At 47.5% G+C, this 19,587-nt stretch carries 22 protein-coding genes; 7 read left to right on the plus strand and 15 right to left on the minus strand.

Annotated elements, in window-relative coordinates; genetic code table 11:
- Window positions 1–49: 49 nt before the first annotated feature.
- From thpD to ectA, 4 genes are all read right to left on the minus strand, one after another.
- Window positions 50–967, minus strand: coding sequence for an ectoine hydroxylase (thpD, locus tag ACJJIM_RS09010; RefSeq protein WP_444913048.1), 918 nt, complete (start codon window positions 965–967; stop codon window positions 50–52).
- A 24-nt stretch (window positions 968–991) separates the two neighbouring features.
- Complete coding sequence (locus tag ACJJIM_RS09015) at window positions 992–1,396, minus strand: ectoine synthase (protein WP_444913049.1); 405 nt, start codon at window positions 1,394–1,396, stop codon at window positions 992–994.
- A gap of 111 nt (window positions 1,397–1,507) precedes the next feature.
- Entirely contained in the window at window positions 1,508–2,803 is a 1,296-nt protein-coding gene (ectB, locus tag ACJJIM_RS09020) for a diaminobutyrate--2-oxoglutarate transaminase (protein WP_413665775.1), read from the minus strand.
- An 11-nt stretch (window positions 2,804–2,814) separates the two neighbouring features.
- A complete protein-coding gene (gene ectA, locus ACJJIM_RS09025) occupies window positions 2,815–3,324 on the minus strand; it encodes a diaminobutyrate acetyltransferase (RefSeq protein WP_444913050.1) in 510 nt (169 codons plus the stop codon).
- A gap of 449 nt (window positions 3,325–3,773) precedes the next feature.
- On the opposite strand from ectA, the gene ACJJIM_RS09030 reads away from it, so the two are divergent.
- The 6 genes from ACJJIM_RS09030 (at window position 3,774) to ACJJIM_RS09055 (ending at window position 9,270) form a co-directional block, all read left to right on the plus strand.
- Window positions 3,774–4,325: a MarR family winged helix-turn-helix transcriptional regulator gene (locus ACJJIM_RS09030; protein ID WP_282932789.1), complete on the plus strand. Its 552-nt coding sequence runs from the start codon at window positions 3,774–3,776 to the stop codon at window positions 4,323–4,325.
- 158 nt (window positions 4,326–4,483) lie between these two features.
- Window positions 4,484–5,548 carry an FAD-dependent oxidoreductase gene (locus tag ACJJIM_RS09035; RefSeq protein ID WP_444913051.1) on the plus strand — a complete coding sequence of 355 codons (1,065 nt, stop codon included), beginning with the start codon at window positions 4,484–4,486 and terminating at the stop codon, window positions 5,546–5,548.
- A gap of 210 nt (window positions 5,549–5,758) precedes the next feature.
- Window positions 5,759–5,968, plus strand: a complete 210-nt coding sequence (locus tag ACJJIM_RS09040) for a cold-shock protein (protein ID WP_108733254.1) — start codon at window positions 5,759–5,761, stop codon at window positions 5,966–5,968.
- 452 nt (window positions 5,969–6,420) lie between these two features.
- Window positions 6,421–7,134, plus strand: coding sequence for a response regulator transcription factor (locus tag ACJJIM_RS09045; RefSeq protein ID WP_444913052.1), 714 nt, complete (start codon window positions 6,421–6,423; stop codon window positions 7,132–7,134).
- Complete coding sequence (locus tag ACJJIM_RS09050) at window positions 7,121–8,374, plus strand: sensor histidine kinase (RefSeq protein WP_444913053.1); 1,254 nt, start codon at window positions 7,121–7,123, stop codon at window positions 8,372–8,374. The genes ACJJIM_RS09045 and ACJJIM_RS09050 overlap by 14 nt, the downstream gene beginning before the upstream one ends.
- Before the next feature lie 86 nt (window positions 8,375–8,460).
- The gene (locus tag ACJJIM_RS09055) at window positions 8,461–9,270 is read left to right on the plus strand and encodes a MipA/OmpV family protein (RefSeq protein WP_444913054.1); all 810 of its coding nucleotides are present in this window, start codon (window positions 8,461–8,463) and stop codon (window positions 9,268–9,270) included.
- A 154-nt stretch (window positions 9,271–9,424) separates the two neighbouring features.
- Here the strand turns inward: ACJJIM_RS09055 and ACJJIM_RS09060 are convergent, their stop codons facing one another.
- The 5 genes from ACJJIM_RS09060 to ACJJIM_RS09080 form a co-directional block, all read right to left on the minus strand.
- On the minus strand, window positions 9,425–10,348 hold the full coding sequence (locus tag ACJJIM_RS09060; protein WP_444913055.1) for a LysR family transcriptional regulator: 924 nt from the start codon (window positions 10,346–10,348) through the stop codon (window positions 9,425–9,427).
- A 78-nt stretch (window positions 10,349–10,426) separates the two neighbouring features.
- Window positions 10,427–10,912, minus strand: coding sequence for a DMT family transporter (locus ACJJIM_RS09065; protein WP_444908314.1), 486 nt, complete (start codon window positions 10,910–10,912; stop codon window positions 10,427–10,429).
- Complete coding sequence (locus ACJJIM_RS09070) at window positions 10,909–11,352, minus strand: DMT family transporter (protein WP_444908313.1); 444 nt, start codon at window positions 11,350–11,352, stop codon at window positions 10,909–10,911. Before ACJJIM_RS09070 ends, ACJJIM_RS09065 begins: the two co-directional genes overlap by 4 nt.
- Window positions 11,349–11,864, minus strand: coding sequence for a VOC family protein (locus ACJJIM_RS09075; RefSeq protein WP_444908312.1), 516 nt, complete (start codon window positions 11,862–11,864; stop codon window positions 11,349–11,351). The genes ACJJIM_RS09070 and ACJJIM_RS09075 overlap by 4 nt, the downstream gene beginning before the upstream one ends.
- On the minus strand, window positions 11,864–12,223 hold the full coding sequence (locus ACJJIM_RS09080) for a carboxymuconolactone decarboxylase family protein (RefSeq protein WP_413665785.1): 360 nt from the start codon (window positions 12,221–12,223) through the stop codon (window positions 11,864–11,866). Before ACJJIM_RS09080 ends, ACJJIM_RS09075 begins: the two co-directional genes overlap by 1 nt.
- A gap of 382 nt (window positions 12,224–12,605) precedes the next feature.
- On the opposite strand from ACJJIM_RS09080, the gene ACJJIM_RS09085 reads away from it, so the two are divergent.
- Window positions 12,606–13,247, plus strand: a complete 642-nt coding sequence (locus ACJJIM_RS09085; protein ID WP_444913056.1) for a CatA-like O-acetyltransferase — start codon at window positions 12,606–12,608, stop codon at window positions 13,245–13,247.
- A 141-nt stretch (window positions 13,248–13,388) separates the two neighbouring features.
- On the opposite strand, the gene ACJJIM_RS09090 is transcribed toward ACJJIM_RS09085, so the two are convergent.
- The 6 genes from ACJJIM_RS09090 to ACJJIM_RS09115 form a co-directional block, all read right to left on the minus strand.
- Entirely contained in the window at window positions 13,389–13,946 is a 558-nt protein-coding gene (locus tag ACJJIM_RS09090) for a hypothetical protein (protein ID WP_413665787.1), read from the minus strand.
- A gap of 63 nt (window positions 13,947–14,009) precedes the next feature.
- A complete protein-coding gene (locus ACJJIM_RS09095) occupies window positions 14,010–16,025 on the minus strand; it encodes a TonB-dependent receptor (RefSeq protein ID WP_444913057.1) in 2,016 nt (671 codons plus the stop codon).
- A gap of 118 nt (window positions 16,026–16,143) precedes the next feature.
- Window positions 16,144–17,502: a histidine kinase sensor domain-containing protein gene (locus ACJJIM_RS09100; protein ID WP_444913058.1), complete on the minus strand. Its 1,359-nt coding sequence runs from the start codon at window positions 17,500–17,502 to the stop codon at window positions 16,144–16,146.
- Complete coding sequence (locus ACJJIM_RS09105) at window positions 17,499–18,197, minus strand: response regulator transcription factor (RefSeq protein ID WP_444913059.1); 699 nt, start codon at window positions 18,195–18,197, stop codon at window positions 17,499–17,501. Before ACJJIM_RS09105 ends, ACJJIM_RS09100 begins: the two co-directional genes overlap by 4 nt.
- A 90-nt stretch (window positions 18,198–18,287) precedes the next feature.
- Window positions 18,288–18,710: a hypothetical protein gene (locus ACJJIM_RS09110; RefSeq protein ID WP_444913060.1), complete on the minus strand. Its 423-nt coding sequence runs from the start codon at window positions 18,708–18,710 to the stop codon at window positions 18,288–18,290.
- Window positions 18,694–19,497 (minus strand): CLCA_X family protein, encoded by an 804-nt coding sequence (locus tag ACJJIM_RS09115; RefSeq protein WP_444897298.1) that lies wholly within the window; start codon window positions 19,495–19,497, stop codon window positions 18,694–18,696. The genes ACJJIM_RS09110 and ACJJIM_RS09115 overlap by 17 nt, the downstream gene beginning before the upstream one ends.
- Between the last annotated feature and the right edge of the window lie 90 nt (window positions 19,498–19,587).

The raw sequence follows: 19,587 nt of genomic DNA on the forward strand, positions 1-19,587 counted from the left end.
TCCTTCTTTCTTTTAAAAACTGGGTGAGTGTTTTGAATTGAGATTTGCTTCAGATAATAGAAATTGATTTCCTCGCACAGATGTATTCTGGCCTGGGAGGCAAGTCGCAAAACGGAGCCTCCACCTTGTTGCTCAAGGCATTAAAAACAAAAAACAAATTAGATCTCGGGTCGGGGCTGATATTGCTGCTGGATCCATGCATTAAATTGCAGTCAAATACAACGACACTGCCGGGCTTGCCTGTAATGGCAGATATGCCACCATTGGATACCAGAGCCCTCAATTGGCTATCTGAGGGAATACCAAGTTCTTGCCTTTTCAGTGAGCTGAGGTAGTTCCTTTTTGGTGTTTCCCCATCGCAAGCAATGTAATGGCGGTGGGACTTGGGAATCAGCATCAACGGACCGTTAAAATGATGATTCTCTGTTAAGGTAATGGAGATGCTGAGTGCCCGCATACGGGGCATGCCGTCCTCGACATGCCATGTCTCAAAATCGGAGTGCCAATAAAAATCTTTCCCGCGAAAACCAGGTTTGTAGTTTGCGCGAGACTGATGGATATAAACCTCATCACCCAAAATACATTTCGCAATACTTGATAGCCGCTGATCCCTGGAAAGCCGGTTAAAAATTTGGCTGCTTTTGTGGATACGAAAGACTGAGCGCACTTCGTTACTTTCAGGCTCGGTGATAATTTCTTCCGACTTGTCAGTGTGACCGCGTTGTTTAATCTCCGCCAACTCTTGCGTAAAAAAGTTAATCTCCGCCTGGGAAAACAAATTCTCCAGTACAACAAAGCCCTGCTCTGTGTAGCGCTTGAGTTGAGATGGCGTCAGTGGGGAAGGGGGCTGGCAGTCCCCATACACAATTGGATCTTTGCGCACCATGGCACCACCCAGAAGGCCCGGTTTTCGGGAGGGGTAGCAATCTTCCCTGGTAACACTTGAGCTATCTGGAAGGTACTTCATGGATACTGCCCTATGACTGACTAATTATTCATCAATCTTGTCAGCTTCAAGTTCGTAGGCTCCCTCAGCATTGTGTACTTCCTTGCCGTTCAAAGGGGGGTTAAATACACAGGCCATAGTCATTTCTTCAAAGGCTCTTAAAATGTGCCGGTCATGCTTATCGAGAATATAGATAGTTCCAGGTTCGATAGGATGCTTCTTGTCATCCTCAAGAGTTTCTACCTCACCTCTGCCGGAAATGCAGTAAACCGCTTCCAAGTGGTTTTGATAGTGCATTTGGAAATCAGCACCGGCATAAATAGTGGTGATATGGAAAGAAAAACCCATTTCATCATCTTTAAGCAGGAGTCGGGTGCTCTCCCAGTTGTTATCCGGTGAAACAACCCGGCGGCCGGATTTGTTAGCTTCCTGTAAACTTCTGACAATCATTGGTATTTCGCTGTTTCGTGTGTGTTCGAGTCTGGCTGGTCAGCAATATTCTTAGTTTGCAGCCTGCACAGTTGGATCTTTTGCGTGAACCTTTTCAGAGGCCCTTAAAGTCTAGCAGGCTTCAAAAAAGACTCTTTCCTCAGGCATATCCCGCTCTCCGGCACAGACTTCCCGGATAGCGGATTCAATAATGTCGATCCCTTTTTTAAGGTTTTGATCGGTGATTATCAGTGGGCAAAGGAGCTTAACGATCTGGTCATCGGCTCCGCTGGTTTCAATAATCAGCCCCTGCTTGAATGCGAGTTTGGTGATCTTTCCTGCAAGTTCGCCGCTGATGCAGTCGATACCCTGAAACATGCCCCGGCCTTTGGTGGTGAAGTTGCCCTCACCATATCGGCTGACAATTTCATTCAAACGCTCGGAAATGTATTTGCCCTTGCGTTTAATCTCCCGTGAGAAGTTTTCGTCAGACCAGTAATGATCGATAGCGGCTTTCGCAGTTACAAAAGCCAGATTGTTGCCACGGAAAGTGCCGTTGTGCTCACCGGGCTTCCACTGATCCAGCTCTGGTTTCATTAGCACCAGCGCAAATGGCAGCCCATAGCCACTAAGGGATTTGGATAGCGTAATGATATCGGGTTCGATACCGGCCTCTTCAAAGCTGAAAAAGTTGCCCGTGCGGCCGCAGCCAGCCTGGATATCATCGACAATAAAAAGTAAGCCGTGTTTTTTGCAGACGGATTGAAGGTTTCTTAGCCACTCGATACTGGCCGCATTGATACCACCTTCCCCTTGAACTGTCTCAACAATCACTGCTGCGGGAGAATTAATACCGCTGCTGGAATCTGAGAGGACTTTATCGAGGTATTCTGTGGTATCGATATTTTTGCCCAGGTAGTCGTCAAAGGGCATGCGGTGCGTACCATTGAGGCTGACACCGGCAGCATCCCTGTGATGCGAGTTGCCGGTGGCGGCCAGCGAGCCAAGGCTTACGCCATGGAAGCCGTTGGTAAAGGTGACGATGTTCTGCTGCCCGGTTACATTGCGGGCAATTTTCATCGCCGCCTCTACCGCATTCGTCCCAGTCGGACCGGTAAACTGCACCACGTACTCCATATTCCGCGGCTTGAGAATTTTCTCATTCAGTGCCTGTAGAAATTCACCCTTGGCCCTGGTGTGCATATCGAGGCCGTGAGTAATTCCATCGGCCTCAATGTAATCTTGCAGTGCTTGCTTGAACAGCGGGTTGTTGTGCCCGTAGTTGAGTGTGCCGGCACCCGCCAGGAAATCCAGATACTGATTTCCCTCCTCATCCCACATCAGCTCGCCTTTTGCGCGATTGAAAACTCGCGGAAAGGAGCGGGCATAGCTTTGCACTTCTGATTCAATCTCATCAAAGATCTTCATGATTTTCTCTTTTATGGTGTTTCTTCGAGGGCGAAAGGCCCGATGCGGACAAGGGTTTCGGAGTCGTGCAGCCCGTCAAAGTGGGCTTGAGAGTCCATCCAGGGTGAGGAGTGAAGATCGACCGATAATTTATCGGCGACACTGTGGAAGAGCGCCCAAGACGGCAAGTTGTGTTCTGTAATCGTGGTCTCAATAAATCTGACCGAACCACAGTGAGGACGCTCGAGGATGTGACTTATCATCCGGGAGGCCAGTCCAAGCCCCCGGGCCTCCTCGTCTACGGCCACCTGCCAGACAAAGAGGGTATCTGTACGGTCGGGGATGATATACCCGGAAATAAAGCCCAGCAGCTCTCCATCAACCTCTGCGGCGACTGAGGTGTTGGCGAAATGGCTGCAGTGGAGGAGGTTGCAGTAGCTGGAGTTTGTATCCAGGGGAGGGCAACGTTTGATCAATCGGTAAGTGGCCATCCCATCTTCAATCAATGGGCTGCGCAACAAAATATTTTCTGAGCTAGACAAAAAACCTTCCCAACCGACTAAATATTTTTTCACCTCTAAATATTTACTTGCACAAGTGTTGAGCAAATGGCGTAAATATAGCTTCTTAGAGGCATTTTTATGCCGGATTACTAGTAAAAATGCTTTGAACGCTAAATATCGTACACAAATTAAATTCAAAGTCCAGGATACTTGAGGCGAATCAAGTCACAATATTTGGCCTAGAAATGCCTGGATATGTGGGATATACAGCCTATAGGCAGGTAAAAATAATATTTTGAGGTCGATAAAATTTTCTATTGGACATGCCGACTGAGAGATCGCCTGGCCATAAAATGGACAGTTTTGTGATGGAGCCTGAGGCTCTTGTGGGGGTGATGTTTCGCAGTCGAGTTATAAGCGCTTAGTGATTGAGGGGTACGGCGATATAATTCCGGCAATCACCCTGACTCCATGATTGAGAGGTAACTTTGAACAGTATCGAACAAGTGCTAGTGGCCCTGCGGCGGGTAATAAGAGCCACGGACCTGCACTCCAAACACCTAGCTAAAACCACCGGCTTAACGGCCCCGCAGGTGTTGTTGCTACAAGCTATTCGCAATAAGGGTGAAGTGACGATCGGCGAACTGGCCAACGAGGTCAGCCTGAGCCAGGCAACCGTGACCAATATTCTTGACCGCCTGGAGAAGAGAGGCTTGGTGTATCGCCAGCGCTCCCAGGCTGATAAGCGCAAAGTGCATGCTTACCTTACTGAGGAGGCCGCGGAGACTTTGCGCGATGCCCCCATCCCGCTTCAGGACCAGTTTGCTCGTCAGTTTGGCGATCTAAAAGACTGGGAGCAAAGCATGATAATTGCTTCACTACAGCGCGTTGCCCAAATGATGGATGCTCAACATATCGATGCTTCCCCAGTGCTGGATATCGGTGTTCTGGATCGCCAGGGTGCCTCAATGGATAAGCCCGCAACGGCACTGGGCTACAGTGACATCCCCGACTCCTCCGACAGAGATAAAAGTACTTAAGTAGCGACACCGGAGAAGAGGGGCTGTGCACGCATTTAGTGGCCATTACGCCCCTCTACAGCAGTAGAAATTTGTCTAAGCTTGCAGCAGCAAGCTCCCTGTAGCGATCGAGGCATTCTGTGTCGACCGGTTGAGCTTTCAGGCTACAAGTTGTATCGATGGACATCCTGGTAATTGGTGCCGGTCCGACCGGATTGACTGCTGCAGTCGCCCTCACTTCCTTGGGGCTGAAGTGCCGTATTGTTGAGCGCAAAGACAGCCCCTCTGAACTCTCCCGCGCTGTTGGCATTATGCCAGCCACCATTGATGCCCTTCGAGAGCTGGGCGCCGCAGATCCCTTTCTTGCAGAGGCGATGCCCCTGAGGAAAATGCACATATTGCGCGATGAGAGAACCCTGGTTTATATCGACAACAGCGGAAATGAGTTTCGCGATAGGGTGCCTCTCGGGTTGCCGCAAAACCGGACCGAGGGAATCCTCAGGGACACTCTTGCCGAGAGGGGCGTCGAAGTTGAGTACGGGGTCTCAGTCACTAACATCACAACCACCCCAGACAAGGCGGCCGTCAATTTCTCAGACAATACCAGCGCCTCTTTTGACTGGGTGATTGCCGCAGACGGTATACAGTCCGCCGTGCGACAGCAGCTGAAAATACAGTACCCCGGTATTGATCTGCCCAATAAGTGGTCAATTGCGGATGTGGATTTGAGAGGAAACTTCGATCCGGAAGAGATTACCCTGGACTTGTACGGCGGGGAAGGTGAGTTCACCTTGGTACTCCCTATCGAGCAGCGACGCGCTCGCATCGCATCATCAACCGAAGATGCCCTGGCAACCCTCAGGCTGCCGATAGAAATCGCCAACATCCGAAGGACAGCGGCCTTTAAAATCTCCATCCGACAGGCAGAAACTTACCGAAAGCACCGGGTGTTATTGGCTGGTGACGCAGCCCATTGCCACTCTCCAGTGGGAGGGAAGGGGATGAATCTGGGTATGGCTGATGCCATAGCCGCAGCATCTGCTATCGCTAACGGTGCGGTCGATAGCTACTCTACCCCCCGGCATGAGGCAGGGGAGTCCGTGGTTAAGAAAACAGAGCTGGCGAGAAAGCTGATCTCCTCGAGCAATCCTTTGGCAAAATCGGCATTGTGGCTATCGGCCCACTGCATCGCCTCAGTGCCTCCGGTTCATCGCGCCTTCATGCGGCAGTGGACGGCGGTCTGAGTACCAATGTCGAGGGTAGGTTTAGGCAAAAGTGGACATAGGTGACAGGCTAGTGCTACTATTCGTCCGCCGGTTTAAAAGCCATTTTTTATTGCAGTTTACCTCGTAGTTTTAGTCATAATCCTTCGTTCGGTCTCGTTTAAAATAATACTTTTTGCCCGCACAACTCCATTCAATTGGAGCGCAATTGTTCAATCAAGGATATCTATTATGTCTAATACAGTTACTGGTACCGTTAAGTGGTTTGACGAAGGGAAAGGTTTTGGCTTCATCGCCCAGGAATCCGGTCCCGACGTTTTTGCTCACTTCAGCGCAATTTCCGGTGGCGGTTTTAAAACCTTGGCCGAAGGCCAGAAGGTAGAGTTTACCGTGACTCAGGGCGCTAAAGGCCCACAAGCAGAAAACATTGTCTGCCTGTAAACTTTAGGCTTCGCCCCCAATAAGGGGCGAGACCGTTCACTTCCCCAGCCACACAAGTGCTGGGGAGGTACCTCTCCTGTTATATGCCCCCTCTCTTTTCTGTAGCGACAGCCAACTCTTTAGGTCTATCACCCACTGTCGATTTCTCCCTCCAGCTCTCTTAACTCGACGACAGGTTACCTGGATCAACTCAGTGAACCCCAATCCAAATGAAGGGCGTAGTACCGACAGAGGGCACTATAGAGTAATTTTTTGGAAGAGCTTCTGAAGGTTTGATAGGCCCACTTCCTGTCAAGCGTGGTGACTCCGATATTTTTGGGTGTTGCAGTAGCTTTCTGGTTAATTCGCAGGCAGGATTCGCGTAGGTGATCAGTAAGTAGGCAATCTTATGCTTATTTACTTTCCGTTTACCCAATAACTTTTATTATTCTAGGTCTATCGAGAACTTTTAAGTGACTAGATCAATGGGGCCTGACTGCAAAACGCCATTATTGGTACTCTTAGCTGAAGACAATCACGCACTGGCGGCCAATATTATCGAGAGCCTCGAAGAGTACAATATTCGATGTGACTACGCCGATAATGGGATAATGGCCACTGAGCTGGCCTTAAAGCATGACTTCGATGTGATCGTACTTGATGTCATGATGCCGGGTAGAAGTGGTTTCGAAGTGAGCTCTAAGTTGCGCAATGCAGGAAGCTCGACACCAATATTGATGCTGACCGCGCTGGACCAATTGGACGATAAACTTGCCGGTTTCCAATCTGGAGGGGATGACTACCTGGTTAAACCCTTCGAAATGCTTGAGCTGGTCGCACGGATTCGGTCTCTATCAATAAAACGACGCGTTACCCAAACCCGGTATAAAGTTGAGGACCTGGAAGTTAATTTAGAGACCCATGAAGTCACCAGGCAGGGGAAATCTATAAATCTGCCCCCAATCTGTTGGGAATTGCTCGTGTTTTTGATGCAACAGAGTCCAAAGCTGGTTACTAAAGAAAAAATTGAACAGCATTTATGGCAGTTTCTTTCCCCCGAATCCGACGTAATCAAAGTACATCTGTATCGGTTGCGGCAGGGAATTGATAAGGGGTTCAGTTTTCCACTACTGCACACGATCAGAGGGAAGGGCGTTATCCTGGGGAAGCGTGATGAAAGCCTTTGATCGCTCCATTCGCAGAAAATTTTTCTTTCACTATATTTGGATTCTTGCCGCAATTGTGGCGTGCAGTGCAGTTGTCGTCGAGAGATCCAAAGTGAAAATGGTTAAGCACGCTTTAGGTGCGACACTGATATCTGTAGCTGAAAAACGTATCATTGAGGCCGGAGGGGTTATTGATGACCCTTTTTTTGCCCAGTTACAAACATATGATGAGTACAGTTCACTGCCAAATACGGCAAAGCGCGTGTTAGAGGAAGCTGACGGCGAAGAAAAAAGGGTGCACTTTAGCAAAGACTTAATTGATGATCGCTACTATTTAGCAATTATGCCTTATGCTGAAAGCGCACTTAAGACAACTTACTACGTGCTAGAAATAGAAGAAGCTGCAATACCCAGCAAGTACAAAAAGGTAGAAATTGAAGTTCTTATCGGTATCTTACTAGCCCTTACTTTAGCATTAAGTGTGCCTCTTATTCTTGCAAGACAAGTGATATCGCCATTAAAAGACCTGGAGAAATTTGCGCAAAAGAGCCGGCATAAGTTGACTCCGATCCCGGAATCTTTAAAGCAAAGGAAGGATGAATTTGGTCGTGTAGGACGAGTACTGCAAGAGTCGCTACAGCAGGTATGGAATCATCAAGAGCAGGAAAGGCAATTTCTACAGAATGCGAGCCATGAATTGAGAACCCCCTTGGCAACGATTGGCAGTGCCTTGCATGTGGTGAAGGTAAGGCAAAAAAAAGGTAAGCCAATCGATACTCAACTGGAGCAGATTGAGCGCTCCTATGAGCAGATGACCCAGCTAACACAGGCACTTCTACTGCTATCTCAAAGCAAGGTAAATCTGGAATCAACAGAATTTGATTTCAGTAATATGATTCAAACTCGAGTTGAGCAGCTCAAATACCTCTTGGGTCAGCGAGATGTACAGGTTCATCTCAATTCGGATAGTTTGGTCAACTTGAAGCAAGTACAAGTGCTATTGGATATCGCCATAACCAATCTGCTCAGAAATGCCTTTGAGCATACCCTTGAGGGAATTATCGATATTGATTTTGATGCAAATGGAATCCGGGTTCAGAACCCCATACTGCCGGAACAGCAGGTGCATTTTGACAGGGGGGAAGGGCAGGGTTTTGGTTTAGGCCTTCATATCCTGAAGCAAGTGGCCGATCAGCAGCAATGGGTCTTTTCTTACAACAAAAATGAACAATACTTAACCGTTAACCTGGCCTGGGCATGAGTTTATTTACCTGGCGTTTACCTTTAGCGGCATAGAATCCACTCCAGAAATAACGGAACTTCAACCAGTTCAAATTGGGATTCAATATGTCTAGTTTGCGAGATCAAAACCATAAGAGTTCTCTGCCATTAACTTTGAGTATATGCACCGCGCTGGTGAGTTCGGCATTATCCAGCCTAGCTTTTGCAGATGAAGTTACCCAGAAGCCGCCAAAGCAGGATGAGACGGCACTTTCTGTAGGTATTGGGACCTTTAGCGTTGAGTCAATCTACGTTGATGGAGAGGACCAAAACAACATATTTCCATTGATCTCAGCCCGCTACAAGCGTTTTTACTTTCAGGGTTTTGAGTTGGGAGCTGATGTGTACCACGATGATAAACTTCGAGTGAAGTTTGGTATTGGCGGCGACTTCGCTGGCGATAGAGACAGAGGGGACAGTGATAAACTCAGCGATATGGAAGAGCTGGATCTGGCGATTCTTGCCAACTTATCTATGAACTATAAAAGCCCGGTAGGCCTTTGGAAGGTTGGCATCTCACAAGATATCAGTAATACCCACGACGGATACAGTCTATCGGCTGGATATAGTCTGCCTTACAAGCACCAAAAGTGGATCATCAAACCCGACTTCACTATTAGCTGGCAAAGTGATAGTGCGTTGGATTACTACTATGGCGTGGACCTAAATGAAGTAACTCAAGATAGGGCAGCATATGAGGCAGATGCAGATATCATTACCCGGTTAGGTGTACAAGTGGGATACAACATTAGCCCAAACCTTATTCTTATGGGGGGCGTATATCAAACCTGGTATGGCAATGAGATTAGTAATAGCCCAATCGTGGGCACTGATAGCTCTAGACGTACGTCATTAATGGTGAGTTATAAATTTTAACTCTTCTTACGATATTTGATGAGTGTAGATTATTTAGACTAGCCGGCTTATCAATACCAAGCAGAAGTTACAGGCAGGAGCCCCTGCCTGTAACCAAAACCTGTTTGCAGTACAATGTACACGATACCCACCGAGTCATAGCGAGAAGGCTTCTCTATTTAGCATCCCAATAGCAGGGACTACCGTATTTCTCCTTAAGGAAATCAATAACAACACGTACTTTGGGAGCTAGGTTATCCGTAGGTAAATAGAGTGCATTGATAGTTTGGTTTTCTGCCGATGAAGATGCGCGGTAGTCAGTCAAAATAGGAACCAGCTTGCCCAACCGAATCTCTTCATTGATTAACCAAGTTGGGAACATAACAACCCCAGCTCCCCCTATAGCACTGGAAACCAGCGTTTCTGCATTATTGCTGTAAAGTGATCCCTTAACTTCATAGGGTGTCAAACCATCTTTACCGATAAACCAGCGCTGTAGCCCATTGGTTCCCTTAAATACCAAACAGTTGTGAGCAATTAACTGCTCTGGGGTTTCCGGAACCCCATTTGCTCTCAGATATTCCGGGCTGGCTGCCAATACAAAGTTATGATTGCCAAAGCGATTCATTTTCAAGCCTGAATCTTGGAGCGCTCCAATTCTGATAAGTAAGTCAATACCCTCTTTAGCAGGGTCAATAAAGCTATCTGTCTGCTGCATTTCGATCCTAAGCAGCGGATAAAGCTCTAACAAATCTGGAATATAAGGAGCAATATGAAGCCGCCCAAAAGCAACGGGGGCGCTGATTTTAACAACCCCCCGTGGTGTGTTGGCTCTTTGCTCAATTTGCCCGCAAACTAGCTCATACTGACGAACAATATCGCTACAATACTTTGCGAAGGCCGTACCTTCATCCGTCAGTGATATTGCCCTGGTATGACGGTGCAGTAGTTTGGTTCCCACTTTGCCCTCTAGCTGGGCCATTTTTCGCGATACAGAGGACGGTGTCATTCCCTGCTGCCTGGAAACCTCAGAGTAGTTACCCAATTGGGCCGTCATTAAGAACAGTTTTAACTCTAATATTGATATATCGTAATTCATTAGCTAGCGGTCGATAGTGGGTAACTGTTGAGTGATGTTATGGCCCCTCTGAGTAGTGCTTTACTCCTGTATATTCAGCTAACTTTGGATAGCGGGCTGCAGTGCCTCATTACTACGAACTGGCGCTCTCCGATTAGCAAGGTAATTACAGATCAACGCTAGAACTACGCAAACCATTGCGGCAATTCGCCAGGAACTTAACGGGATAGACGGATTCGTAAACCATCCCTGGGTATCAATAATCAAACTCATGCTCATCTGCCCAAAAATCGTTGCAATTGTTGTTGATGCCACACCAATTCTAGGAACAACAGCAACTACGACTATCATGTAGAAGATACCAAAAAGTGCACCTGTTAGTTGCCACTTAGGTACGGAAAGAATTGATGGGCCGCTGTGTTTTCCAAAGAAAAACACCAGTAAGCCCATCACTACAGCTCCGATACCAAAGGTAAATAGGGCGCTTTGGACAACTCCTACACTTTCTCCAAATTTTCCGTTAATTGCCGCCTGGGAGCTCAACGCTACGCCGGATAGTACTGCGAGTAACATAAGCCCAATCATAATTTGGCTCCCAAGTAGGTAAAATATAATGCAAGGCATAAAAATGTTGCCCCACATACTCTCAGGAGATTAATGGGCTGTTTACGCACCCCAAACCACCCCAGTGAGTCAATTAGGAAGCTTTTGGCTGTTTGCCCCACAAGAATCCCGATCATGGTCATAGCTACTCCAAGTATAGGAGTGGCTAAAGTTAGAACAACAACGTAAACAGGTCCCAATAAGCCACCTGAAAGCTGCCACTTTGGAACCTCTCGCCAGCTTATATATTTTGCACTGGGGACAAATAGACTGATGAGCCAAAGTAGGGCTGCCCCAACACCAAATATGCTTAAGGTGGCCCACAAGTGACCAACCTGCATACCTAAGGGCCCTAACAATCCCGCCTCGACGGAGAGCCCCATACCTGCAATAACAACCAAAATAGTGGCGAGAATATTCATCGAGGGTCAAATAAGCGTACGTTAGTCAAATGCTCATAGGCCTTTCCATTAGGGTATGAAACGAGTTCAAGTTGCATGCCCCATGGAGCCATGAAATATACCCAGGTCTCTCCTTCAGTTGGCCCTTCAGTCATTACCGTAGGGGCGCCGAGCACCTCTATATTCTGTTTCTTGAGGTATTCAACCGCAGCATCAATGTCTTCAACATAGAATGCTAAATGATGCCCCCCAACATCAGCATTGTTTGGTGCCACCTTATTTCGATCTATGTTGTCGGCATACTCGAATATTTCCAGGTTGATGCTGTTAGCATTCATAACAGCAATTTTCTTGATCTCTGCACGAGGATTTACATTAAGGTGATCCGTCATCCAGGTATCGTCTGAGGCAAATGGCCCAAACGTATAAGCCAATTCAAAACCAAAGTGTGTACTAAAGAACTCAACGGCCAAATCAACATCGGGGACGGTGAATCCTATATGATCTGCTTTTTTAAGTCCGGGGATAGCCATTAGATGTCTCCTCGATCATGGCGAAGCTTATTCAGTGCGCCCATGGTGGTAGCCCCTTTATTGAAGCCCGTATACATTGAGGCAAAAACAATCAATTCCTCAATCTCTTCATACGTTGCCCCTTGTTTGAGTGCCATATCAACATGGGCTCCAAACGGGTTACCTTCACCATTTACATTGAGCGCCATTTGGTCAATAGCGATAGTGATTAGTGCTTTGGTTTTTTGATCCAGAAGCGGCTTTCCCCATACCTCGCCTGCGACTCGTACAGCTAGATCTCCCCATACCGGGTTAATAGACTTAAGTCCCTCGATCAATGCTTGATCATCCAAAACGGCATTTTCGTACTTGGTAGTCATAGTTAATAGTCCTGGTTATCTAGATGATATTTCGCTTTAACAGCTGGAAGTTATTATAGGGAGCTCTATCCTTCTTAAAACTTATAAGCAGGAACATCACTTTTGCAAATTATGCACAGATGAACGCTTTTTATGAGGTGGCACAGTCTGTTGTTGGGACTTATTTTAGTGCCTCAAACAGGAGCGAAAGAGAGAAATAGTAGCGTTACTAAAATGGTATTAGTCGGAAGGGAAGAGCGTTTTGATATGGCGATTACAGCATGGTAGCTAATGCCTCTAAATATATTCCAGGTGTCCTAACTAGATAAAAGCTACTAGCAACACCGATGCTGCTTATAATCTACCCTAAACTATGAATATCCATTGAAGGCTCGATATTCATATGTCCATGACTCCTATTGATATCGAACGCTGGAATAGAAAGGCCCACTTTGAATTTTTTATGAGCAGTGCAGGGTCAACTCGGATAGGCTTAACCCAGCCGGTCGATGTGACAAATCTGGTATCTTTCTGTAAAAAGAATACACTCCCTTTTTATTACAGCCTTATTTTTCTTGTCACGCAGGTGGGAAATGAAATAGCGGGTTTCAGGCATCGTATCGTCAATGGCCAGCCCATTGAGCATGACATGCTGCACCCCTTATTTTCTGATTTAGGGGATAATGAGTTATTCAAACTCGTTATGGCAAGAATGGAAACGAATCTGACAGAGTTCGTCCACAAGGCAAGGGAACTTTCACAGGCACAATCTGAGTACCTCCCCGTAGAAAATTTCATCAGCCGCCATGATATCTTGAATATCAGCTGCTACCCCTGGGGTGACTTCTCTGGTCTACAGGTAAAGCCTGTACAGAAAGAAGGTTGTGATCCAGGAATACCTTTTATTTTCTGGGGTAAATACCATCGCCAGGAGGGCCGCCTTGTCACTTCGATGTATATTGAAGTTAATCACTGCTTTCTGGATGGCATCCATCTTTATCAATTTAAACAGCAGTTGGAGGATAAGATTTGTCAACTGGCTTAAAGTTTTAAGCTGGAGCTAGGGGCTCTGGGTAATTTCGTGAACCCGCTCTTAAAGTCGCATAATGTGTACCTTGAAGAGCTATAGAGATGCATATAGCTGCTCAGAGGCTCCCTAGCTAGAACTCCCTCAAATGGTGAAACTTCAGCCCCCAATAAAAAAGGCAATTACCAGTGCAATAAGCCCGAGAGAAGTAAATTGTATAGAAGTCTTCCTGAATTTTGGCACCGCAAAAGCAACCACTAATCCACTAATCAAGCTAAATAGCAGGCTCGCACCAAGCATAATGGATGAGAACCAGAAGAGGGGGCCAGCATGACCTTTATGAATCAGCAGAAATTGATGCCATAGATCATGTTCTTTTACATGAAGTATCGCTGATTGCTTATCCTGGCTAGGCTCCAAATAGACTTGGCGTTTGTAGCCATACCAGCCAATCCACTCATCCTCCAAATAGAAATCTGCCGGCAATGATACTTCTGTGGGCTGAACAAACGGAGATATAGTATCTAGGGTCTCTTGCTCATTGCTGGGTAAGCCCTTGGGTAGAGAAACTGTGTACTCAAATTGTTCGTCGACGCCCCCCTCTATATCAAATAGGTAGAGCACGCCCGTGGCGATATACAAAATGGCAATGGGTAGAAAAAAGCAGGAAAAATAGGTGTGGAGCTTGATCCACAGTAAACGGTATCTGGATTTCATAGGCAACAAAGGGCGCAATGCAAGTGCATTGCGCCCTGATAGTAAATAAACAAATAAAGGAGATTAGAAGCGGTAGTCTACTGACAGTCGAACGTCCCGGCCCGCCTCATAAACTCCAGATACAATATCCCAGCCAGGAATATTGGTATAATCGGCCACGCTGGAGTGATCCCGGTACTGCTCATTAAACAGGTTTTGAACGGCTAAATTCACATTCAGGCGATCATCTGCCAAAGGCTCCCAGTGCAAGTATAGATCGTGCACATCGTAACCAGACTTATCTACGGTTTGGGTGCTATCGATCCAACCAAGTTCTACTGCACGGTGTAAAACCTCAATATTACTCAGCTCATCAACACGAGTGTAGTTCCAGCCCAGTTCTAACTTAGGTGTAATTGCATAGTTAGCGTTCAGGTTATAGGTGTCGCCACGGGCATTCGCCAAGCCATTGTGTTCATAGGCTTCTACGGTATTCCCATTAAGCTCTGAATCATTGTGACTGAAAGCCGCGCTCAGCGTTAAATTATCCCATGCGTAAGAAGCACTGAGTTCAAAGCCGTCGGTTTCTAGCTCACCAACATTTTCGTAGTATGTACCACCTCCGAGCTGATCGAGAATAACGTCATCGATCGTACTGCGGTAGACAGCGGCTTTTAACTCAAGTCCATCCTGGCTGTATTCCAATCCCAGCTCAGTATTGTCGACGGTTTCTGCATCTAGGTCAGGTGCAAGTTCTGCCGATTCCAGCGTAAACCCATCTCCAACTTCCTTGCCGCGCATCGCTGTTGCGTGGCCCAGGGTGAGGGTGATCGCATCGGTCAAAGAGTAACTCATACCGATATTGGGGCTGAAACCTTGGCTATCAGTCTCATCGCCATGGGTTACTTGCTCCAGCTCGTATTCGTCGTAGCGGAGACCAAAACTCAGTAATAGTTCGTCTGTTGCCTGCCAATGGTCCTGAATGTAGGCACTGCGAACCTGGCCTTCTTCGCGGAAAGAGATACCGGTATAAGGCTCCGAGAGGTAGCGGCTTTCCACTTCATCCTCACGGGCTTCGATGCCGTAGGTGAGGGTGTGCTGGCCGATATTGCTGGTATTACGCAAATCAAAGCCAAGGGTTTCTACTGAGGCACCGTACTTACCCCATCTATCGAATACATTCTGCTCCACTTCTGACTTTGTGTGATATACGGTAGTCTCAAGATTGATCAACGCGCTGGGAGCAAATTGGTGATTCACGACAAAAGTCTGGCGGTCAGCATCCATTGGGTAGAGAGTATCTCCCTCAAGGGCAGGCCAGTTGGGGCGTTGGCCGTACTCTCCAGATTCATCCCGTTGTTCGAAGCTGAGGCTCAACTTTTGATTTTCAGATAAATCGCCACTTAATTTTATAAAGGCGAAATCCTGCTCGGCAGCAGTACCATAGATAGTGTCACCGTCGCCATCCTCCATCTCATCGCGATCAACGGTCACAAATGATCCGAGCAGTCCCCAGTTGTCAGTGATTTTTCCATACACTGAAGCACTGGCTTTTTCGCCATCATTGCTAAAGAACGAGCCTTTCACTATTGCGCCAAACTGCTCGCCTTCATCGAGTAGGTCGTCCGCATCTTTGGTCTCAAAGCGGATAGCACCGCCAATAGCGCCAGCACCGCTGGTAGCTTCGCCTGCGCCAGCTTGCACTTCAACTTTCTGCAGCAACTCCGGCTCTATGGATACCCGGCCAATATGGTGGAAGAGGGTACTGGTTTGAGGAGCACCATCAACGGTAACGTTGAGAAGGGTGTCTTCCATGCCACGGATATAGACTTTCTGCGCAATACCCACCGATCCACCAACAGATACGGACGGAATCTGGCGGAAGACATCACTGAGATCATTTGCCTGCTGCTTATCGAGCTCTTCTGGGGTGATCTCGGTATCAGTCGCCACGCCGACAACTACTACAGTTTCCATCGCGGCTTCAGCGTTATCTTCTTGCTTTTGTACTTCCTGTGCCTGGCTGATGCCAGAGGCCAGGGCACTGGATACCATCAAGGGGAGTAACGCGTATTTATTGTGGGAAATATTGCGGGCCATTGGCTGTCCTTCACAGAGTTACCTATTTGCTAATGCGAATTATTCCTATTGGCAACTGTGAAGTACAGCAGTGTTGCATTTGTTACATTTAGTTGCATCAGTGTGTTGGAGAGTTACCTTATGCAGGCTCCAAAGATTGAGTGGGGAGAGTTACTCTCATACACAATCCTCCTACAGAGCGGTTGGAGGCTTCTATGGTTCCGCCCACGCTATGTAGCTGGCGTCGCGCCAACGCCAGGCCCAGCCCAAAATTTTTCGATTTTGATGTGCGAGACTGATCTGCTCGGAAGAAAGGCTTAAAGATACTGTCCAGTAGTGCTTCAGGAACTCCGGGGCCAGAGTCTTCAATATCAATAACAAATTTATTTTTCGTATTTCCCTCCAGAAGGACATGAACGGCTTGTCCCTTCGGAGTATAGCGCATGGCGTTACGCAAGATATTTTCCAAGGCTTGTCCCACTGCCTTGTGATTAGACTGTCTTATTTCAGCCGAGTCTGGCAAATGAGTGCAGATAGTGCGATCGGGAAATTCGAAACGGGCATCCTCGACAATCACATCGATAAGGTCGACCAGATCCAAGTCTTCGATACCTATAGAAGGCTGTTCGTTATCCAGCCAGGCAAGGGTGAGCGTATCATCTACCAGGCGCCTGATATGAGCAGACTCCCGCTGAATTCTCTGGATATTTTTATCATCAGCGTGACTTGCTCCAGCTCCCTCTATGGCAATATCCAGTCGGGTGAGTGGAGTTCTGAGTTCGTGAGATAGATCCGCGATTAGCTGGCGCTGGTTGACGATTTGCTCGCCTATTCGAGTTGCCATTTGATCAAAAGTTTTGGCTAATTCAGAAATCTCATCGTCACGATTTCCCAATTGGCGGTGCACTCGAACATCAAAGTTTCCCCGACTAAACTCACGTGTTGCCTGCTCTAGTTTGCGCAGCGGGTGCATAATATGGCGATAGAGCATCACGGAAACTAAAGCTAAGATTCCCATTGGTAGGAGTATTTGCAGCAAGAGTCGCGTTGTTTTCCAGTAGCTGCCAGGGCGCATCCTATCGGGAAGAAGTACTAAGAGGCTGGTTTGCTCGGTTGCAAAAGGAATTTCCATCACCGGGTTTTCTTCAAAATACAGGTGGACCTTCCAATCCACATCCCGGCCGAGGTTATAGCCGATGTAACGATGTTCATTTCCCGTCGCACCAGCTACATGGATTAACTCATACTGGGTAACTGTGGCCCAGGTGTTTTCCTTCTCCTGTAATTCTTTTAACCACTGTTCCAATTCCCCCTCGTTGCCGGAGAGAAACCGCGCTTCCGCCTCCTTTCCCCACTCTTTCAATTCCTCTCGATGAGATGCCTCCAGCATACTCATCTGCTCCTCGGTGCGAATAGTCAGGGAGTTGATCAGGTAAAAGAGAGAGACAATGCCCGCAGTAATCAGAAGGCATAGTTTCCAAAAAAGTTTGCGGTTCATTTCAAACAGTACCCTCTGCCATGCACTGTTTGTAATCGGTCTCCACGCCATCCTGCTCCAGTCAGCTTGCGCCTGATTCGACTCAAGTGCATGTCCAAACTGCGGTCATAGGCACCCAGAGTACGGTTGAGAACCTGCTGTGAGAGATAGGCTTTGCTCAATACCTCTCCCCGGTGAACCGCTAACTCCCACAACAATTTAAACTGGGTCGCGGTAAAATCAATTGCCAGATCGCCGGTGAATGCTTGCTGAGCATTCAAATCGAGTTGCAGGTTGTCGATTTCTGTATGGTGGACGGCCTCCATCATCACTGGTTGACTGCGGCGCAATAGCGCCTCAATCCTCAGTAACAGCTCGGTCTTGTTAAATGGCTTGGCCACATAATCATCTGCTCCATGGCGAAAGCCTGCGATCCTCTCCTCTTCAGCGCCCTTGGCAGTTAGGATGATGACCGGAACCTGACTGGTTTTGCGTAAAATTTTGAGTAGAGAAATACCGTCCATTTCCGGCAGCATCAAATCGAGCAAAATTAATTGAGGTTGTTGCCTGGCAGCTTCCAGCAATGCGGTATTGCCATCAAAGCAGGCGTTGACCTGGTATCCTGCGCTTTGGATCATCTCGCATAGTTGGTCGTTGAGACCGCGATCGTCTTCAACGATCAGGATGTTGGATTGTGTGGAAGGTTTTTGGCTCATGAAGACATTAGCTGTATGCAAACTGGTTGTGGAGCAAATTACCACAATGAGCAATGCCTAATATAGTTAGTTGAAGAGATGTGTATTCGTTCAGTCATAACGCTGGGCTGAACTGCTGATGAGTTCCAATAACTTGGCATTGTATGCTTGAGCGTAAAATTTATTGTGTTCGTGCTGCTCGCTATCCAGAGCGTAATCTTCAATATGGAAGCCGGTTCCACATAAGAAAAATGTTTCCTGAGGTCTGAACTCAGCATACTTACCTTGCAAGTCTTCTTCTAGTATCCCGGGCGTTACATGGCCAACCCCTGGAGAATAAACATCCACGAACTTAGCCCGTTTATGAATGAAATCATCTTCCGCATCAATGAATCCACGCTCCGCTGACAGCACGGGATCGCTGGCTATTGCAATCAATTCATAGCTTTTTGAAAGCTCAGCCCATACCCAAGCGACTACACCAGCGAGAAGGGCTGTGCCCAGAAGAAAGGTATTTCTAAGGGTTGACGTCATTGTCTCCACCCGTGGAAGCCTGAAGGTTTCGTCCTAAATAGGAAAAATAGGCTGTGAAAGCCTGGTTAATTCTTTTGCGTTGCTGCCCCTGTGGATACAGTCCCAACTTTGCCTCTTGACTAGCCTTTGAGCCAGCAACCAAAAAATTATTGTTGATACTGGCATCCTGAATAAATGCTTCGAAAGCCCGAGCACTCATCTCTACAGGCTCACTGTAGTAGACAGAACCATTAGCTTTATCGGCACTGACGGAAGCAGTCACCAAGTCACTGGGGTTATTACCACTCTCATCCAGCATCACAGTTTTAAAGCACGCAAAAAGTAAGTCATTGAGCGGGTGGGGTACTGGAGTTGCATTCCGCAACCAGGCCTCTGAGGCATACATGGTACAGGACGTATCACTGAACGCTTTTTGGGCCAAGTAATGATCAAATGCATGAAACCATTCATGGGCAATAGAGCCAGGCCCTGCGTTCTTGGCGAGAGAAAAGCTCCGGGCAGTAGGGTCATAAAAGGCAGCCATCCCCGGGCGCCCGCCGATTCCATATTGAAAAGACAATGTACCTCGGAGGGATACCAACGCTTCCGGTCCTTGAAGAATGGTCATTAGATCAACAAGAGCATCATAAAAAAGCCCTGCGGCCCGATCGCGCTCCTCGCGAGTGACCCATCGGCCAACAGCAATCGAACGAAAGCCGAATCGCTTCCTGACATCCACAAACGAAACGGGTTGTCGTTGCTGGGTTGCAGTGTGACCACTGCGATAAAATGCCCTGGTCAGGACCATAATCAATGCCAGTCGATTGGAGGAGGGTGGATATTAATCTTCCAGATTGAAGGCTTGCAAGAAATGGGGAGTGCTTCTATTCCTGTCAAT

This window comes from Microbulbifer maximicatervae (SeqCode), assembly GCF_052467615.1.

What these genes read in the sequence shown, in the direction of transcription:
- ACJJIM_RS09105 (WP_444913059.1), bottom strand. Translation starts at nt 18,197, where the DNA reads ATGAGCCAAAAACCTTCCACACAATCCAACATCCTGATCGTTGAAGAC.
- ACJJIM_RS09095 (WP_444913057.1), bottom strand. Translation starts at nt 16,025, where the DNA reads ATGGCCCGCAATATTTCCCACAATAAATACGCGTTACTCCCCTTGATG.
- ectB (WP_413665775.1), bottom strand. Translation starts at nt 2,803, where the DNA reads ATGAAGATCTTTGATGAGATTGAATCAGAAGTGCAAAGCTATGCCCGC.
- ACJJIM_RS09060 (WP_444913055.1), bottom strand. Translation starts at nt 10,348, where the DNA reads ATGAATTACGATATATCAATATTAGAGTTAAAACTGTTCTTAATGACG.
- ACJJIM_RS09110 (WP_444913060.1), bottom strand. Translation starts at nt 18,710, where the DNA reads ATGACGTCAACCCTTAGAAATACCTTTCTTCTGGGCACAGCCCTTCTC.
- ACJJIM_RS09100 (WP_444913058.1), bottom strand. Translation starts at nt 17,502, where the DNA reads ATGAACCGCAAACTTTTTTGGAAACTATGCCTTCTGATTACTGCGGGC.
- ACJJIM_RS09065 (WP_444908314.1), bottom strand. Translation starts at nt 10,912, where the DNA reads ATGATTGGGCTTATGTTACTCGCAGTACTATCCGGCGTAGCGTTGAGC.
- ACJJIM_RS09070 (WP_444908313.1), bottom strand. Translation starts at nt 11,352, where the DNA reads ATGAATATTCTCGCCACTATTTTGGTTGTTATTGCAGGTATGGGGCTC.
- ACJJIM_RS09055 (WP_444913054.1), top strand. Translation starts at nt 8,461, where the DNA reads ATGTCTAGTTTGCGAGATCAAAACCATAAGAGTTCTCTGCCATTAACT.
- ACJJIM_RS09115 (WP_444897298.1), bottom strand. Translation starts at nt 19,497, where the DNA reads ATGGTCCTGACCAGGGCATTTTATCGCAGTGGTCACACTGCAACCCAG.
- ACJJIM_RS09040 (WP_108733254.1), top strand. Translation starts at nt 5,759, where the DNA reads ATGTCTAATACAGTTACTGGTACCGTTAAGTGGTTTGACGAAGGGAAA.
- ACJJIM_RS09075 (WP_444908312.1), bottom strand. Translation starts at nt 11,864, where the DNA reads ATGGCTATCCCCGGACTTAAAAAAGCAGATCATATAGGATTCACCGTC.
- ACJJIM_RS09050 (WP_444913053.1), top strand. Translation starts at nt 7,121, where the DNA reads ATGAAAGCCTTTGATCGCTCCATTCGCAGAAAATTTTTCTTTCACTAT.
- ACJJIM_RS09015 (WP_444913049.1), bottom strand. Translation starts at nt 1,396, where the DNA reads ATGATTGTCAGAAGTTTACAGGAAGCTAACAAATCCGGCCGCCGGGTT.
- ACJJIM_RS09085 (WP_444913056.1), top strand. Translation starts at nt 12,606, where the DNA reads ATGTCCATGACTCCTATTGATATCGAACGCTGGAATAGAAAGGCCCAC.
- ACJJIM_RS09035 (WP_444913051.1), top strand. Translation starts at nt 4,484, where the DNA reads ATGGACATCCTGGTAATTGGTGCCGGTCCGACCGGATTGACTGCTGCA.
- ACJJIM_RS09080 (WP_413665785.1), bottom strand. Translation starts at nt 12,223, where the DNA reads ATGACTACCAAGTACGAAAATGCCGTTTTGGATGATCAAGCATTGATC.
- ACJJIM_RS09090 (WP_413665787.1), bottom strand. Translation starts at nt 13,946, where the DNA reads ATGAAATCCAGATACCGTTTACTGTGGATCAAGCTCCACACCTATTTT.
- thpD (WP_444913048.1), bottom strand. Translation starts at nt 967, where the DNA reads ATGAAGTACCTTCCAGATAGCTCAAGTGTTACCAGGGAAGATTGCTAC.